The sequence below is a fragment of the Pseudonocardia sp. D17 genome (genome assembly GCF_036984265.1).
Lineage (GTDB): Bacteria > Actinomycetota > Actinomycetes > Mycobacteriales > Pseudonocardiaceae > Pseudonocardia > Pseudonocardia benzenivorans.
This window is the reverse complement of sequence record NZ_BPRG01000064.1, coordinates 26,820-41,137: the sequence shown is the minus strand read 5'-3', so window position 1 is coordinate 41,137 and position 14,318 is coordinate 26,820. Positions and strand designations below refer to the sequence as shown.

The window sequence follows — 14,318 nt, the reverse complement described above, 5'->3', positions numbered from 1 at the left end:
TTCGCGCATGTCGGAGGTGGGGCAGCCGGTGCTCGTCGCCCGCGGGGTGACGCTCGCGACGCGGCACGGGCGGGTGTTCGAGGGGATCGACGTGTCCCTGCCGCGCGGCGGGCTGCTGAGCGTGCACGGCCCCGCCGGCAGCGGTCGCACGATGCTGCTGCTCGCGCTGTGCGGGCGGGCCCGGGTGTCCTCCGGCGAGCTCGCCGTCGCCGGCCGGACCGACGGCCCCGGGCTGCGCCGCCGTGCCGCGCTCGCCCCGACCGGCGGCGCGGTCGCGCTCGAGCCGGAGCTGACCGTCGGCGCCCACGAACGGGAACGGCTGCTGCTCGGGCCCGCCCCGCGCTCCCTCGACGACGCCGCCGCGCTGGTCGGCCTCGCGCTCGACCGCTCCACCCACGTGGCCGACCTGCCCCGCGTCGAGGCGGTACTGCTGGCCGTCGCCCTCGCCGCGCTCGGCGAGCCGGACCTGGTCGCGGCCGACGACGTCGACCACGGGCTGGGCGCCGACGACCTCGAGCGCGTCGGCGCAGCGCTGCGGGCCCTCGCCGACGCCGGGACGGCCCTCGTCACGACGAGCCACGATCCGCTGCCGTACGCCACCGCCACCCTGGCCGTGGGCACGGACGGGCTCGTCCGGAGCAGCCCCGTCGCCACCGGCGGCGGCCGCCACGAGAAGCCCTGACCGGGAGTACGTCGTGATCGGGAGTACGTCGTGACCGCGTTCCGCCTCGCCGCCTTCGAGCTCGCCCGGTTCCGCACCCCGCTGCAGCGCATCGCGCTCGTGTTCGCCGTGTGCGTACCGCTGCTCTACGGCGCGCTGTACCTGTGGTCGAACTGGGACCCGTACAACCGCCTCGACAGCATCCCCGTCGCCGTCGTGAACGCCGACGCACCGGTCGTGGTCGAGGGCCGCACCGTCGACGCGGGCGGGTTGTTCGTCGACCAGCTCAGGGCCGACCCGATCTTCGACTGGCGGTTCGTCGACGCCGCCGAGGCCGACCGCGGGGTCCGCGAGGGCGACTACTACTTCGAGATCGATGTCCCCGAGGACTTCAGCGCCGACCTCGCGAGCGGGGCGTCGGGCACGCCACGGCAGGCCTCGATGTCGATCGTGCTCAACGACGCGAACGGCTACGTCGTCGGGAAGATGGCCCAGACCGTGCAGTCCGAGCTCCAGAACCGCATCGACGCCGCGGCGGTCGCGGCCTACTTCGAGTCCGTCTTCGGCAACCTCGACCGGCTGCGCGCGGGCATCACCCAGGCCGCCGACGGCGCGAACGCCCTGCGCGACGGTGCCGGCCAGGCCCGTGACGGTGCGTCCGCGCTGGCCGACGGCCTCGGCTCGCTGCAGGCGGGCGCCGACCGGCTCGCGACCGGCGCGCACCAGGTCGCCGACGGCGACGCGCGGATCGCCGACGCCGTCGTGCCGCTGGCGAACCGGGTCGCCGACGCGATCCCCGACGTCGCGACGAGCGCCCCCGACGCCGCGAACCGGGCGAAGGACCTCGCCACCCGGGCCGCGGACGCGGCGTCGACCGTCGCGGGCGGGACGGACTCCGTGCAGGCCTCCCTCACCGCGCTCGCCGCGGCCGACCCCGGCCTCGCCGACGAGCCCGCGTTCCGGGCGGCCCAGGCCGCGGCGGGCCGCGCGGCCACGGCGACCGGCGACGTCGCGACGAGGGCGGGCCAGGTCCGTGACGTGGCGACGACCGTCGCGAACGGCGCGGCGGCCCTCGCCGCCGACGCACCACAGCTGCAGGCGCGGGCCCGTCAGGCCGCGGCCGACGTCCAGGCACTCGCCGACGGCGCCGCGGCTGTCGCGACGGGCGCCGACCAGCTCCGCACCGGCCTCACCTCGGCCGCCGACGGCGCCCGCACCCTCGCTGCCGGGACCGACCGGCTCGCCACCGGCGCCGACCAGCTCGCGACGGGACTGTCGTCCGCGATCGGGGAGCTCCCCGTGCTCTCCGACGACCAGAAGCGGCGCGACGCCTCGACGCTCGCCTCCCCGGTCGCGGTCACGACGACGAACCTCAACCCCGCCGTCGTCTACGGCCGCGGCATCGCACCGCTGTTCTTCGCGATCGCGATGTGGGTCTTCGGGATCGTCGCGTTCCTGCTGCTGGAGCCGCTGTCGGCGCGGGCCCGGGCGAGTGCGCTCCCGACGCCCGTCGTCGCGCTGGCGGGGTTCCTGCCGCCGCTCGCGATGGCGCTGGTGGCCGCGGCGCTGCTGTACCTGGTGGTCGATCTCGGGATGGGGCTCGACCCGGCGCATCTCGGCGGCACGCTCGGCCTGCTCGCGCTCGGCACGACGACGTTCATCGCCGTCGCCCACATGCTGCGCGTCTGGCTCGGTGGGATCGCGAGCGCGGTGATCCTGGTGCTGCTCGTCCTGCAGCTGACGACGTGCGGCGGGATCTACCCCGTCGAGACGCTGCCCGCGCCGTTCCGGGCGCTGCACCCGGTGCTGCCGATGTCGTACCTGGTCGACGGCCTGCGTGTGACCCTGTCCGGCGGCTCCGGCGCCCACCTGGCCCGGGACCTGCTGGTGCTGGGCGGCTTCCTCGTCGTCACACTCGCGCTCACGGTCCTGGGCACCGCTCGCCGTCGGCGCTGGTCGCTGCCGGAGCTCAAGCCCGAACTCGCCCTCTGAACTGCGGAGACACCGCGGGCCCGGCAGGACGCGCCTGCCGGGCCCGGGTGCGGGATCCGAGGGTCAGCCGCCGACGGCGAAACCCACCTTGCGCACGTCGGCCGGCGCGATCTCGATGTAGGAGATGCGCGCGGCGGGCACGACGAATCGGTTGCCCTTGTCGTCGGTCAGGCTCACGAGCCCGTCGTCGGACTTCAGCGCGTCGCGTACCAGCTGCTCGACCTCGTCCGGGGTCTGGTCGCTGGACACCACGAGCTCCCGCGGGCTCTCCGCGATGCCGATCTTGACCTCCACCGGAGACCTCCAGGTCACGTGTCGTCGTTGCCGCATTCCCGTGGGAAGGGCCCCACGGGATCGATGCGACCCAGGCTAGTCGAGCCCCGCGGCCGCGGCGGCGGCGGCACGTCCGCCCAGGGCGAACAGCGGGTCCCGGTAGCGGGTCCCGCCAGCGAGTCTCAGTTGAGCCCGAGGTTCGCCATGCGCTTGCCGTGGTTGGACTGCACCCGCTTGATCAACGCGGCGATCCCGGCCAGGTCGCCGGAGCCGCGGACGATGAAGTCGGCCAGCTCGTCGCGCTCGGCGACGATGTGCTGGGCCTGGGTGACCGCCTCCCCGAGCAGCCGCCTGCCCCACAGCGCGAGCCGGTCGCGCACCTGCCGGTTCTGCGCGCAGGCGGCCTTGACCTCGCGTTCGGCGAAGGCGCTGTGCCCGGTGTCGGCCAGCACCCGGCGGACCAGCTCGCTCGTCGCGGGATCGACCCAGCCGGCGACCTCGCGGTAGAAGTCGGCGGCCAGCCCGTCGCCGACGTAGGCTTTGACCAGCGACTCCAGCCAGGTCCGGGGCGCGGTCGTCGTGTTGTAGGAGTCGAACGGCGCGACGAACGGCGCCATCGCCTCCTCCACGGCCACCCCGTGCCCGACGAGGTACTCCTCGAGCAGCTTGTAGTGCCCCATCTCGGCCGCAGCCATCGCCGACAGCGCGGCCCGCCCCGCGAGGGTCGGCGCGGTGCGGGCGTCCTCGGCCAGCCGGTCGAACGCGGACAGCTCGCCGTAGGCCAGCACCCCGAGCAGGTCGATCGTCGCCTGGGCCGGTACCGCGCCGGACGTCTCAGCCATGGGCCACGCCCGCCATGCGCCTCACCATGGTCCGAAGCCTAGTGTCCGCAAGGCGCGCACGGGTTCCGCAGCTCGCACGACTCCCCGCGGAGCCCGTCGGGCCGGGCAGCGGCAAGTGTCACGTCGCGCTCGGCGTGTCCGGCTTCCCCCCGGCAGCACTCCAGCAGGTATGATGAGGCCAGCGCAGCGCCCTGCACGACGTTTTCCAACCTTTCCCGGGCGCGCGCCCCGACCCGGCGGAGCCGGCTCCACAAGCGGAGCCGATCCATCGACGACATGGTGCGTGCAGCGCCTCGTCCGGTTCTCCCGCCCGAGCGTCCCGACGCCGGTGGTCGACGAACCGAGAACGGCTCCTGTGCGCGGAGAGAGGCGATCCCCCTGTCCGTCACTAGCGACGACACGAACGACGACATCACCACCGAGAACCACGGCGCCGAGAACCACGGCGCCGAGATCGACGACACCGGCACCGCCCCCGAGCTGAACGGGGCCGAGCAGGCCGAAGAGGCGCACCCGCTGCAGGCGGGCGCACCCGTCCGCGCGGACTCCCCCACCTTCGCCGAGCTCGGCGTCCGTCCCGAGATCGTCTCGGCACTCGCCGAGGTCGGCATCGAGCGCACGTTCGCCATCCAGGAGCTCACGCTGCCGCTGGCCCTGGCCGGCGAGGACCTGATCGGCCAGGCCCGTACGGGCACCGGCAAGACCCTCGGCTTCGGCGTCCCGCTGCTGCAGCGGATCGTCCCGCCGGCCGAGCGGCCCGCCGCCACCGCCGAGGGCGAGGCGGCCGACCGCACCAAGGACGTGCCGCAGGCGCTCGTCGTGGTGCCGACGCGCGAGCTGTGCGTCCAGGTCGCCCAGGACCTCACCGACGCGGGTCGCGACCTGGGCATCCGGGTCACGGCGATCTACGGCGGCCGGGCCTACGAGCCCCAGCTCAACGCGCTGCGCAAGGGTGTCGACGTGGTCGTCGGCACCCCGGGCCGGCTGCTCGACCTCGCCGAGCAGCGGCACCTCGCGCTGGGTCGCGTCGGCGTGCTGGTCCTCGACGAGGCCGACGAGATGCTCGACCTGGGCTTCCTGCCCGACGTCGAGCGCATCCTGCGCATGCTCCCCGAGGAGCGCCAGACGATGCTGTTCTCGGCCACGATGCCGGGCCCGATCATCGCGCTGTCGCGGGCCTTCCTGAACCGTCCGACGCACATCCGCGCCGAGGAGTCCGACCAGGGCTCCATCCACGAGCGCACGAAGCAGCACGTCTACCGCGCCCACGCGATGGACAAGGTCGAGCTGCTCACCCGGGTCCTGCAGGCCAAGGACCGGGGCCTGACGATGATCTTCGCCCGCACCAAGCGCACCGTCCAGCGTGTCGCCGACGACCTCGCCGAGCGCGGGTTCGCCGCCGCGGCCGTGCACGGTGACCTCGGCCAGGGTGCCCGCGAGCAGGCATTGCGCGCGTTCCGCTCCGGCAAGGTCGACGTGCTGGTCGCCACCGACGTCGCCGCGCGCGGCATCGACGTCACCGACGTGACCCACGTGATCAACTACCAGTGCCCCGAGGACGCGAAGACCTACGTCCACCGGATCGGCCGCACGGGCCGCGCCGGCAAGGAGGGCGTGGCGGTCACCCTCGTCGACTGGGACGAGATGCCGCGGTGGAAGCTCGTGTCCGACGAGCTGGGCCTGGGCATCGACGAGCCCGTCGAGACCTACTCGACGTCCGACCACCTCTACACCGACCTCGACATCCCGACCGACGCGACCGGCCGGCTCCCGCTGTCCAAGCGGACCCGCGCGGGGCTCTCGGCCGAGTACGTCGACACCGAGGGCGACCACCAGGGTGCCGGCCGCAGGCGCAACCGCGACGAGGGCGCCCGGCGTCCCCGGAAGGCCTCCCGCGCCCGGACCCGCACCCGCGGCGGGGTCAGCGTCGACGCGGCCGCGCCCGCCCAGCCGGCCGAGGGCGCGCCCACCGGGATCGCACCCTCGTCCGGGCCGGACGGCGCCGAGGGCGAGGCGGCCAGGCCGCGCCGCCGTCGCCGCCGCGGTGGCCGGCGCTCGGGCGCCACGGGTTCCTCCGCCCCGGAGGCCTCGGGCGGCGAGTCCGTTCCGGACGCCGCTGCAAGCTGATCGGTGCTGCGCGCGCGGAGCCCGGTCCGTCCTGAGCGGCGGACCCGGGCCGACGTGATCGTCGCCGTCGTGCTGGCGGTCGTGGTCCTCGGCGGCGGGGTGCTGTACTGGCGCTCCAGCGCCGCGGCCACGACCGAGTCGGTCACGGCGGCGCCGGGGACGTTCCCGCAGCCGCCCTCGTCGGCCGCGACGGTGCCGGCCGGGTTCACGCAGGCCTGGCGGGAACCGAGCGCCGCGACGTCGGCACCGCTGGTCGTCGGGCCCGCGGTCGTCACGGCCGACGGCGGCGCCGTCACCGGCCGCGACGCCACCACGGGCACCGCGCACTGGAGCTACACCCGCACCGCGCAGCTGTGCACGGCCGGCAGCGGGTTCGGCGAGGTCATGGCCCTGTACCGCAACCACGACGCCACCGCGTGCAGCGAGTTGACGGTGCTGGCGCCGTCGTCCGGCGCCCGGCGCGCACAGAGCAACCCCGACGCCCTGCCGGGCACCAGGCTGCTCGACACCGGCACGCTCGTCGCGATCACCGGGGCGAACTACGTGCAGGTCGTGCGGTCGGACCTGGTGAAGACGACCGAGTACGGGACCGTCGTCACCCCGGACCAGCCCGGCCGGCAGCCGCGGCCCGACTGCGACTTCGGGTCGTTCGCCGTCACGCAGGGCCGGCTGGCGGTGCTCGAACGCTGCCCCGGTGAGAGCGACGACCGGCTGACGGTCGTCGCCCCCGACGGCGGGTCCGACGCCACCACCCCCTCGGTGGTCTTCTCGCAGCCCCAGCCCGGCCCGCACGGCCAGGTCGTCGCCGCCTCCGGCGACCGGGTGGCCGTCGCGCGGCCCGCGCCGGCGCGGCTGGAGGTCGTCGACGGACAGGGCAATCTGGTCTCGACGTTCGCGGTCCCGGTCCCGGACGCCGACCTCGCGGCCGACCCGCCCGGCGGCGTCGCCCGCACGACGTCGGACAACCAGCACATCTACTGGTGGACGGGCTCGGCGACGGTCGCGATCGACCGCAGCGACCTGACCCCGGCCTGGACGCTGCCCGACACCTCCGGACCCGCCGTCCGCTACGGCGACAGCGTCCTCGTGCCGGTGCGCGGAGGGCTGCAGGTCGTGAACCCGGCGACGGGCGCCGTCGGCCGGACCATCCCGGTCGACCGCGGCAGCTGGACGGGGCCGGTGGTCCCGGGCGTGGCCGGGTCGGTCCTGCTCGAACAGCGCGGCCCCGAGCTGGTCGCGCTCACCCCGGCGCGCTGATCCGGCCGGGAGGAACCGGTCGTCGCGGGCCTGCCGTGAGAACGGCTCAGAAGAGCCAGTAGCCGCAGAGCACCGCGACGGCGACGGCGAGGACCAGCAGCGACGCCAGGAGCCCGATCCGGTCGCGCCTGCGGTCGGCCGTGACCTGCGCGACGACGCCGACCACGGCCGCTACCCCGTGCCCGACGAGCATCCCCGTCCCGGGACCCGGCGAGCCGGTGCGCGTGGTCACCGCCCAGCCGACGAGCAGCACGACGAACAGCGCCACCAGCCCGCCCGCGAGGATGCCGGACAGCCCGCGCAGCCGGCGCCCGGACGCCGCGACACCGGGCCCGGTCACGCGACGCCCTCCTCCGGCAGGTCGCGCAGGAACGCCCAGGGCTGCGGTGACGCGACGGCGGCCCGGCCCTCGGGGCAGTGCCGCCGGACGTCGCAGGTCGCGCAGGACGGCGACGGGCGCGGTGGGAACAGCGTCTCCGGGTCGCCGCCGTCGGCGAGCGCCTGCGCGGCGGCGTCGGCCTCGGCGGCGAGCGCGTGCGCGGCGTCGAGGTGCCCGCGCATCGACGCGGCGTCGTGCTCCCAGACCGCGACGTCGCCCGTCGGCACGTGGTGCAGCTCGACGCGCCGGCACGGCCGGTGCAGGGCAGCGCCGGTGGCGGCGGCGTAGAGGGCGAGGGCACGGGCCGTACGGGCGTCGTCGTCGGTGGGCACGTGCCGCCCGGTCTTGTAGTCGACGACCACCGCCTCGCCCGCTCGGGTGTCGATGCGGTCGACCCGCCCCTCGACGACGAGCCGCGACGCGCCGCCGCCGACGGTCTCGGACACCCAGCGCTCGACGCCCGCCGGATCCGACGCGGTGTCGCCCAGCTCGTGGTCGACGACGTAGCTCGCGAGCCAGCCCCGCGCGGCGCGCCGGTAGCGGCCGGCCTGCGCGGCGTCGCGGAACCCCTCCGACGACCAGTTCCGGTCGAGCAGGTCGGCCGCGGCGGCGGGCGTGCGCGCCCGGGCCGGCAGCGCGAACAGCGCCCGCAACGCCAGGTGCACGACGGCGCCGAGCGTGTGGTGGGCCCAGGCGCCGCCGCGGGCCGGCGGCGGCCGGTCCAGGTAGCCCATCCGGAACCGGCGCGGGCAGGTCTCCCACGTGGCCAGCCGGGCCGGGGTGACCCGCGGCAGCGGCCGGACGTCGACGCCCAGGTCGAACCCGAGCTGGCCCGCGTCCGCACCCATGGCCGCCACGGTAGCGGCCGGGCCCGCGGACCCGGATGCGGGCTCAGCCCGTCACGAGCTCGACGCCGTCGGCCTTCGCGAGCAGCGCCTCGAACTGCTCGGGATCGGTCGTCTCGGCCGCGATGGGGATGGTCTTGTTCGTGCCGTGGTAGTCGCTGGAGCCCGTCGTGAGCAGCCCGGTCTCGGCCGCGAGCCCCCGCAGCAGCGCCCGGTCCTGCGGGCTGTGGTCGCGGTGGTCGACCTCGACACCGGTCAGCCCGGCGCCCGCCAGCTCCGCGATCACCGACGGCTCGACGACCCGCCCACGGCTGCGGGCCAGCGGATGGGCGAAGACGCTGACCCCACCGGCGTCCCGGATCATCTCGACGGCCCGGCGGACGGGCGTGTCGGCCTTCGGGACGTAGTACGGGCTGCCGGTGTAGAGCAGCTCGGCGAACGCCTGGTCGACCGAGGCGACGACGCCCGCCGCGACCAGCGCGCGCGCGAGGTGCGGCCGGCCCGCACTCGCGCCCTCGGGCAGCAGCGCGAAGACCTGCTCGGTGTCGACGGGATAGCCCGCCGCGGCCATCTTCGCGGTCATGGCACGCAGCCGCTGCGTCCGCTCACCGCGCAGCCGTTCCTGCTCGGCCGCGACCGCCGGGTGTGCGGGGTCGAACAGGTAGCCGAGCAGGTGCACGGCCACCCGGCCACCGCGCCCGTCGTCGGAGACGCACGAGAACTCCGCACCGCGGACCAGCCGCATCCCGGCGGGCAGCGCGGCGACGGCCCGCGCCCAGCCGCCGGTCGTGTCGTGGTCGGTGATGGCCAGGACGTCGACGCCCGCGGCCGCCGCCGTCGCGACCAGCTCCTCGGGCGTGTCGGTGCCGTCGGAGGCGGTGGAGTGGGCGTGCAGGTCGATGCGGGGCACGACCGGACGTTAACCCGCGTGCCGCGGCGCCGCCCCCACCACCCGGGACCCTCAGCGCCGCCAGCGGGGCTTCGACAGCATGCCCGTGGCGCGGGTCTTGCCCTTCTCACCGAACACGAGCTCGGAGAGGGCCTCGTAGATCTCCTCCGGGCGCGGCATGTAGTCGATCTTGTTGAGCGCCTGGATCTGGCCGGCGGACTCGACGACCATCGTCCCGTAGCCCAGCGTGCGCCCGGCGAGCGTGCGCCGGAACGTCAGGTCGGTGACCTTGCCCAGCGGCATCATGCCGACGTTGTGGACGATGATCCCCTGCGCGAGCATGACCCGCTTGTCGGTGATGACGATCCGCTCGATCCACCACAGCATCGTGAGGACGGTGAACCGCAGCAGGGCGACGAGCGCGAGGTAGAACGTCAGGTTGTCGAGGATGACGCTCTTGGGCATGTTGAGCTGGATGACCAGCATCAGGGCGAGGAACAGCCCCGTCTGCAGGATGTGCTTGGTCATCACCGCCCAGTGCTGACGCACCCGGATGACCCTGCGCTCGGTGGGGAGCAGGTACTCGTCGATCTCGCGGGGTGCCAGCACGGGATCAGAACAGCTGCTGGAAGAACGAGATGACCGACGTCGCGGCGTTGTTGAGGATGCTCCCGAGGTTCGACAGGAAGCCGGCCGCCGCGGACGGCGACGTGATGACGAAGAAGATCACGAGAGCGATCGCAAGAATGCCGACGATCTTCTTGACGTTCACCAGGACCCCGATCCGGCACGAGTTGACGCTGACTTGATCGTTTCTACCGGCACCCCGGTCGTCGAGGAACCGGCCACCCGGGCAGCGTACCGTGTCAATCGATGACCGAGGGTAGCCGACACGTGCCCTGTGTGGGTGCAATCGTCCACGACGACCACGGCAGGTTGCTCCTGGTGCAACGTGTCAACGACCCGGGTGCCGGCCTGTGGTCGGTCCCGGGAGGCCGGGTGGAGCCCGGGGAGACCGACGCGGACGCGGTGGTCCGCGAGCTGGCCGAGGAGACCGGGCTCGTCGTGGAGCCCGGCCCGCTCGTCGGCCGGGTGGTCCGGGGCCCGTTCGACATCGCCGACTACCGGTGCACGGTCGTCGGCGGGACGCTGCGTGCCGGTGACGACGCGGCCGACGTCCGCTGGGTCGATGCCGCCGGCTACGCGGCACTGCCGCTCGTCGACGGGCTCACCGAGACACTCGGCGCCTGGGGCGTGCTGCCCCGCTGAGATCGGACGCCGATCAGACCTGCGGGGCGGGGCGGCCGGGCTGCTCGCCGCCGCGGGTGTCGCCGTAGGAGCGCTTGGGGACCATCACCTTGCGCCGGAACGTACAGACGACGGTGCCGTCCTGCTTGTAGCCGATGGTCTCGACGTAGACGACCCCACGGTCGTCCTTGGACTTCGACTCCGTCTTGTCCAGGACCCGCGTCTCGCCGTAGATGGTGTCGCCGTGGAAGGTCGGCTTCGTGTGCTTGAGGGACTCGACCTCGAGATTCGCGATGGCCTTGCCCGAGACGTCGGCCACGGACATGCCCAGCAGCAGCGAGTAGATGTAGTTGCCGACGACGACGTTCTTGCCGAAGTCGGTGGTCTCCTCGGCGTAGTGCACGTCCATGTGCAGCGGATGGTGGTTCATCGTGATGAGACAGAACAGGTGGTCGTCGTACTCGGTGACTGTTTTGCCCGGCCAGTGCTTGTAGACAGCCCCGACCTCGAATTCCTCGAAGTACCGACCGAACTGCAACGTCTTCGCCTCCATCAACGAGTCACCTGGTGGACGGGGTAATCTAACCCGTGGTCCAGCGGGATCGACCGGCCTCGGCCGGCCGCCTTCGTCACACCGACGGAGCAGCGAAGAAGGAGGTGGGCGCGGTGCCGACGGCACCCGGTTGCAGTAGTTGCCGCGTCCCCGCGAGGTGGTCCGCCGCAGGCTGAGCAGCTGCCGCAGGCCCGTGCAGGGACGCGAGACGCGTCGTGTTCCCGTACAGGGCGTCGCCGGTCGACGATCGACCGCGACACGGCCCTGCGCCTTGCCAGGCCTGGAGGTCCCCATGCCGCCGCTGTCCTCGATCCGCCCCGTCATCCGCGCGAGCGCGCGCAACCGGCTCAACGGCCGGGCGCCCACGACGCTGCCGAAGAAGCTGCGGGTCCCGATGTCGGCCTACGTCGTCGACTGCGCGGTCTACGTCGACGGCGGACGCCTCCCCGGCCGGTGGGCGCACGACGCGGCCATCGAGGAGGTCCGCAGGCGCGGCGACGGATTCGTCTGGATCGGCCTGCACGAGCCGTCCGACGAGCAGATCAACGGCATCGCCGAGACGTTCGGGCTGCACGAGCTCGCCGTCGAGGACGCCGTCAACGCCCACCAGCGGCCCAAGCTCGAGCGCTACGACGACACGCTGTTCATGGTGCTCAAGACGGTCTGCTACGTCGGCCACGCCGAGCCGAAGACGGCCAACGAGCTCGTCGAGACCGGCGAGGTGATGGTCTTCGTGGGCCGCGACTTCGTGATCACCGTCCGGCACGGCCGGCACTCCGGGCTGCGCGAGGTGCGGCACAAGCTGGAGTCCGACGCCGAGCAGCTGGCGCTGGGGCCCGCGTCGGTGCTGCACGCCATCGCCGACCACGTCGTCGACAGCTACCTCGAGGTCACCGAGGCCATCGAGGACGACATCGACGAGATGGAGGCCGAGGTCTTCACCCCGCGTTCGACGATGGACGCCGAACAGATCTACGTCATGAAGCGCGAGGTGCTGGAGCTGCGCCGGGCGGTGACGCCGCTCGTGGCGCCGATGCGCAAGCTCACGGAGGGCTACTCGTCGCTCGTGCCGCACGAGGTCCGGTCGTACTTCCGCAACGTCGACGACCACCTCTCGACCGTCGCCGAGCGCGTCGCGGGCTTCAACGAGATCCTGACGACGCTGGTCGACGCGATGCTCGCCCGGATCAGCATGCGGCAGAACAACGACATGCGGAAGATCACCGCGTACGCGGGGCTGATCTCCGTGCCGACGATGATCGCGGGCATCTACGGCATGAACTTCGACTTCATGCCCGAGCTGCACTGGCGTCTCGGATATCCGCTGGTCATCGTGCTCATCGCGCTGATCTGCGGTGGGCTCTACCGCAACTTCAGGAAGAACGGCTGGCTGTAGAGCGCTAGCCTCGCGGGGGTGACGGATCGTCCGCGCAACCCGCTGCGCAGGCTGCGCACGCCGGCCTGGTCGCAGCAGGACCCGGCCTGGCGTGAGGCCGCTCCCGCGCTGATCGACGCCGCGCTGCGCCGCGCGCAGGAGCGGCCGGCGGGCGGCTGGTTCGTGCTGGCCGCCGCCCGCGAGATCACCGCTCGCCGGGCGTTCGGGCGCGTCGTGGCCGGCCGTGAGGTCGTCGCCTGGCGGTCCGCCGACGGCGTCCTGCACGCCGGCCCCGGGGCCTGCCCGCACCTCGGTGCCGCACTGTGCGACGCCCCCGTGCACGACGGCGCGCTCGTCTGCCGCTGGCACGGCCTGGCCCTGCCGCCGGAGGGCCGGCCCAACTGGCGCACCTACCCGGTGTACGACGACGGCGTGCTGGCCTGGGTGCGGCTCGACGGCGAGCCGCCCACCGACGCCCCGGTGCTGGGGCCGCGGCCGCCACGGGGGGCCGGCATGGCCGCGGTCGCGACCGTCGTCGGACGGTGCGAGCCGCAGGACGTCGTCGCCAACCGGCTCGATCCCTGGCACGGCGCGTGGCTGCACCCGTACTCGTTCGCGTCGCTGCGCGTCCTCTCGGCGCCCCCGCGCGACTGCCCGCCCACCGAGGACCGCTTTCTCGTCGAGGTGACGTTCCGGGTCTCGCGAGGACTCGGGGTCCCCGTGCACGCCGCGTTCACCTGCCCCGACCCGCGCACCGTCACCATGGAGATCGTCGACGGCGAGGGCACGGGCAGCGTCGTCGAGACCCACGCGACGCCCCTGCGCCCCGGCCCCGACGGGCTGCCCCGCACGGCGATGATCGAGGCCACGATCGCGACGTCCGACCGGGCCGGGTTCCGGCACGTCCGCCGGGTCGCGGGAGCCGTCCGTCCGCTGATGGAGCGCACGGCGCGCAGGCTCTGGCGCGACGACATGGACTACGCCGAGCGCCGCTACGCCGTCCGGACGGGACGCGCCGGGACGCGCGGCTAGCTAGACCGCGGGCACGCCCTCCGGCGGGGTCTCGATCTCCGCGACCTCGGGGTCGAGCAGCGGGTCGTCTGCGGGCGGTCCGGGTCGACGGCCCAGGAACGTGTGCACGACGTGGGTCTGCCAGCCGTCCATCGTCTGCACCCGGATGTCCTCGAAGCCCGCGGCCGACATGCGCCCGGTGAACGTCTCGACCCCGTCGAACGCCAGCACGCTGCGGCGCAGGTAGCGGTAGAGGTCCGAGGAGCCGGTGCGCAGCGTGCCCAGCGGGATGATCACCATGCCGCACACCAGGTTCCACTTCAGCCGGCTGCGGAACGAGTCGCGCACCGAGTACTCGTGCACCGCAAGGGGTGCCCCGGGGGCGAGCAGGTCGTACATCCGGGCGAGACCGGCGTCGCGGTCGCGCAGGTTGCGCACGAGATACGCGGCGAGGATGCCGTCGAACGGGCCGGTGACGCCGACGCGGTCGAGGTCCTCGAGCCGCGAGTGCACGAACCGCACCCCCGGCGGCCAGTTCTTGCGCCTGGCCTGCGCCAGCATCTCCGCCGACGCGTCGACCGCCGTGACCTGGGCCCCGGGCGCGGCGTCGAGCAGCGCGGCCGTCGACGCACCGGTGCCGCAGCCCAGGTCGAGCAGCCGCAGCCCGGCACCGCGGCCGAGGCCCATCCGGCGGGCGGAGAGCCGGAGGTGCTCGTGGTACCCGGGATTGGACCCGACGAGCTTGTCGTAGCTGCGCGCGTGCTCGTCGAACGCGCGGGGGACCGACGTCGGGTCCACCTTCTCGGTTCCGGGCACGCTCGCATCCTGACGCACCCGCGTGCGCCGCCCAAGCCGGACGCGCCGCC

16 protein-coding genes are annotated in these 14,318 nt (G+C 73.9%); 7 read left to right on the top strand and 9 right to left on the bottom strand.

Annotated elements, in window-relative coordinates; translation table 11 throughout:
* Nucleotides 1-7: 7 nt before the first annotated feature.
* Nucleotides 8-682, top strand: coding sequence for an ATP-binding cassette domain-containing protein (locus tag PSD17_RS13165; protein WP_013673264.1), 675 nt, complete (start codon nt 8-10; stop codon nt 680-682).
* Between the two features lie 30 nt (nt 683-712).
* Nucleotides 713-2,653 carry a YhgE/Pip domain-containing protein gene (locus PSD17_RS13160; protein WP_339122777.1) on the top strand — a complete coding sequence of 647 codons (1,941 nt, stop codon included), beginning with the start codon at nt 713-715 and terminating at the stop codon, nt 2,651-2,653.
* 63 nt (nt 2,654-2,716) lie between these two features.
* On the opposite strand, the gene PSD17_RS13155 is transcribed toward PSD17_RS13160, so the two are convergent.
* Nucleotides 2,717-2,947, bottom strand: a complete 231-nt coding sequence (locus tag PSD17_RS13155; protein ID WP_013673262.1) for a DUF3107 domain-containing protein — start codon at nt 2,945-2,947, stop codon at nt 2,717-2,719.
* Nucleotides 2,948-3,108: 161 nt separating this feature from the next.
* A complete protein-coding gene (locus PSD17_RS13150; protein ID WP_013673261.1) occupies nt 3,109-3,768 on the bottom strand; it encodes a ferritin-like fold-containing protein in 660 nt (219 codons plus the stop codon).
* A gap of 276 nt (nt 3,769-4,044) precedes the next feature.
* Here PSD17_RS13150 and PSD17_RS13145 point away from each other — a divergent pair, with 276 nt between their 5' ends.
* Nucleotides 4,045-5,895 (top strand): DEAD/DEAH box helicase, encoded by a 1,851-nt coding sequence (locus PSD17_RS13145; protein ID WP_339122776.1) that lies wholly within the window; start codon nt 4,045-4,047, stop codon nt 5,893-5,895.
* Nucleotides 5,896-5,898: 3 nt separating this feature from the next.
* Complete coding sequence (locus PSD17_RS13140; protein ID WP_428835519.1) at nt 5,899-7,152, top strand: Rv3212 family protein; 1,254 nt, start codon at nt 5,899-5,901, stop codon at nt 7,150-7,152.
* Nucleotides 7,153-7,198: 46 nt separating this feature from the next.
* Here the strand turns inward: PSD17_RS13140 and PSD17_RS13135 are convergent, their stop codons facing one another.
* From PSD17_RS13135 to PSD17_RS13115, 5 genes are read right to left on the bottom strand one after another with little or no spacing between them, the layout of a single operon-like run.
* Complete coding sequence (locus tag PSD17_RS13135) at nt 7,199-7,492, bottom strand: hypothetical protein (RefSeq protein ID WP_339122774.1); 294 nt, start codon at nt 7,490-7,492, stop codon at nt 7,199-7,201.
* Nucleotides 7,489-8,379 carry a RecB family exonuclease gene (locus tag PSD17_RS13130; RefSeq protein ID WP_013673257.1) on the bottom strand — a complete coding sequence of 297 codons (891 nt, stop codon included), beginning with the start codon at nt 8,377-8,379 and terminating at the stop codon, nt 7,489-7,491. Before PSD17_RS13130 ends, PSD17_RS13135 begins: the two co-directional genes overlap by 4 nt.
* Nucleotides 8,380-8,422: 43 nt before the next feature.
* Nucleotides 8,423-9,286: a PHP domain-containing protein gene (locus tag PSD17_RS13125; RefSeq protein ID WP_103380388.1), complete on the bottom strand. Its 864-nt coding sequence runs from the start codon at nt 9,284-9,286 to the stop codon at nt 8,423-8,425.
* Nucleotides 9,287-9,337: 51 nt separating this feature from the next.
* A complete protein-coding gene (locus PSD17_RS13120; RefSeq protein WP_013673255.1) occupies nt 9,338-9,874 on the bottom strand; it encodes a PH domain-containing protein in 537 nt (178 codons plus the stop codon).
* A gap of 4 nt (nt 9,875-9,878) precedes the next feature.
* Nucleotides 9,879-10,037 (bottom strand): hypothetical protein, encoded by a 159-nt coding sequence (locus PSD17_RS13115; protein ID WP_013673254.1) that lies wholly within the window; start codon nt 10,035-10,037, stop codon nt 9,879-9,881.
* Between the two features lie 101 nt (nt 10,038-10,138).
* Here PSD17_RS13115 and PSD17_RS13110 point away from each other — a divergent pair, with 101 nt between their 5' ends.
* Entirely contained in the window at nt 10,139-10,534 is a 396-nt protein-coding gene (locus tag PSD17_RS13110) for an NUDIX hydrolase (protein WP_013673253.1), read from the top strand.
* A gap of 13 nt (nt 10,535-10,547) precedes the next feature.
* On the opposite strand, the gene PSD17_RS13105 is transcribed toward PSD17_RS13110, so the two are convergent.
* Nucleotides 10,548-11,066 carry a MaoC family dehydratase gene (locus tag PSD17_RS13105; RefSeq protein WP_325051295.1) on the bottom strand — a complete coding sequence of 173 codons (519 nt, stop codon included), beginning with the start codon at nt 11,064-11,066 and terminating at the stop codon, nt 10,548-10,550.
* A 292-nt stretch (nt 11,067-11,358) separates the two neighbouring features.
* On the opposite strand from PSD17_RS13105, the gene corA reads away from it, so the two are divergent.
* A complete protein-coding gene (corA, locus tag PSD17_RS13100; RefSeq protein ID WP_013673251.1) occupies nt 11,359-12,462 on the top strand; it encodes a magnesium/cobalt transporter CorA in 1,104 nt (367 codons plus the stop codon).
* 18 nt (nt 12,463-12,480) lie between these two features.
* On the top strand, nt 12,481-13,473 hold the full coding sequence (locus PSD17_RS13095) for a DUF5914 domain-containing protein (RefSeq protein WP_103380389.1): 993 nt from the start codon (nt 12,481-12,483) through the stop codon (nt 13,471-13,473).
* Here PSD17_RS13095 and PSD17_RS13090 read toward each other — a convergent pair whose 3' ends face one another.
* Nucleotides 13,474-14,268: a class I SAM-dependent methyltransferase gene (locus tag PSD17_RS13090; protein ID WP_013673249.1), complete on the bottom strand. Its 795-nt coding sequence runs from the start codon at nt 14,266-14,268 to the stop codon at nt 13,474-13,476. It abuts the gene before it with no gap.
* Nucleotides 14,269-14,318: the final 50 nt, after the last annotated feature.

Excerpts from the sequence above, each read along its gene's own strand:
- PSD17_RS13165 (WP_013673264.1), top strand. The coding sequence starts at position 8 with ATGTCGGAGGTGGGGCAGCCGGTGCTCGTCGCCCGCGGGGTGACGCTC.
- PSD17_RS13150 (WP_013673261.1), bottom strand. The coding sequence starts at position 3,768 with ATGGCTGAGACGTCCGGCGCGGTACCGGCCCAGGCGACGATCGACCTG.
- PSD17_RS13145 (WP_339122776.1), top strand. The coding sequence starts at position 4,045 with ATGGTGCGTGCAGCGCCTCGTCCGGTTCTCCCGCCCGAGCGTCCCGAC.
- PSD17_RS13130 (WP_013673257.1), bottom strand. The coding sequence starts at position 8,379 with ATGGGTGCGGACGCGGGCCAGCTCGGGTTCGACCTGGGCGTCGACGTC.
- PSD17_RS13110 (WP_013673253.1), top strand. The coding sequence starts at position 10,139 with ATGACCGAGGGTAGCCGACACGTGCCCTGTGTGGGTGCAATCGTCCAC.
- PSD17_RS13105 (WP_325051295.1), bottom strand. The coding sequence starts at position 11,066 with ATGGAGGCGAAGACGTTGCAGTTCGGTCGGTACTTCGAGGAATTCGAG.
- corA (WP_013673251.1), top strand. The coding sequence starts at position 11,359 with ATGCCGCCGCTGTCCTCGATCCGCCCCGTCATCCGCGCGAGCGCGCGC.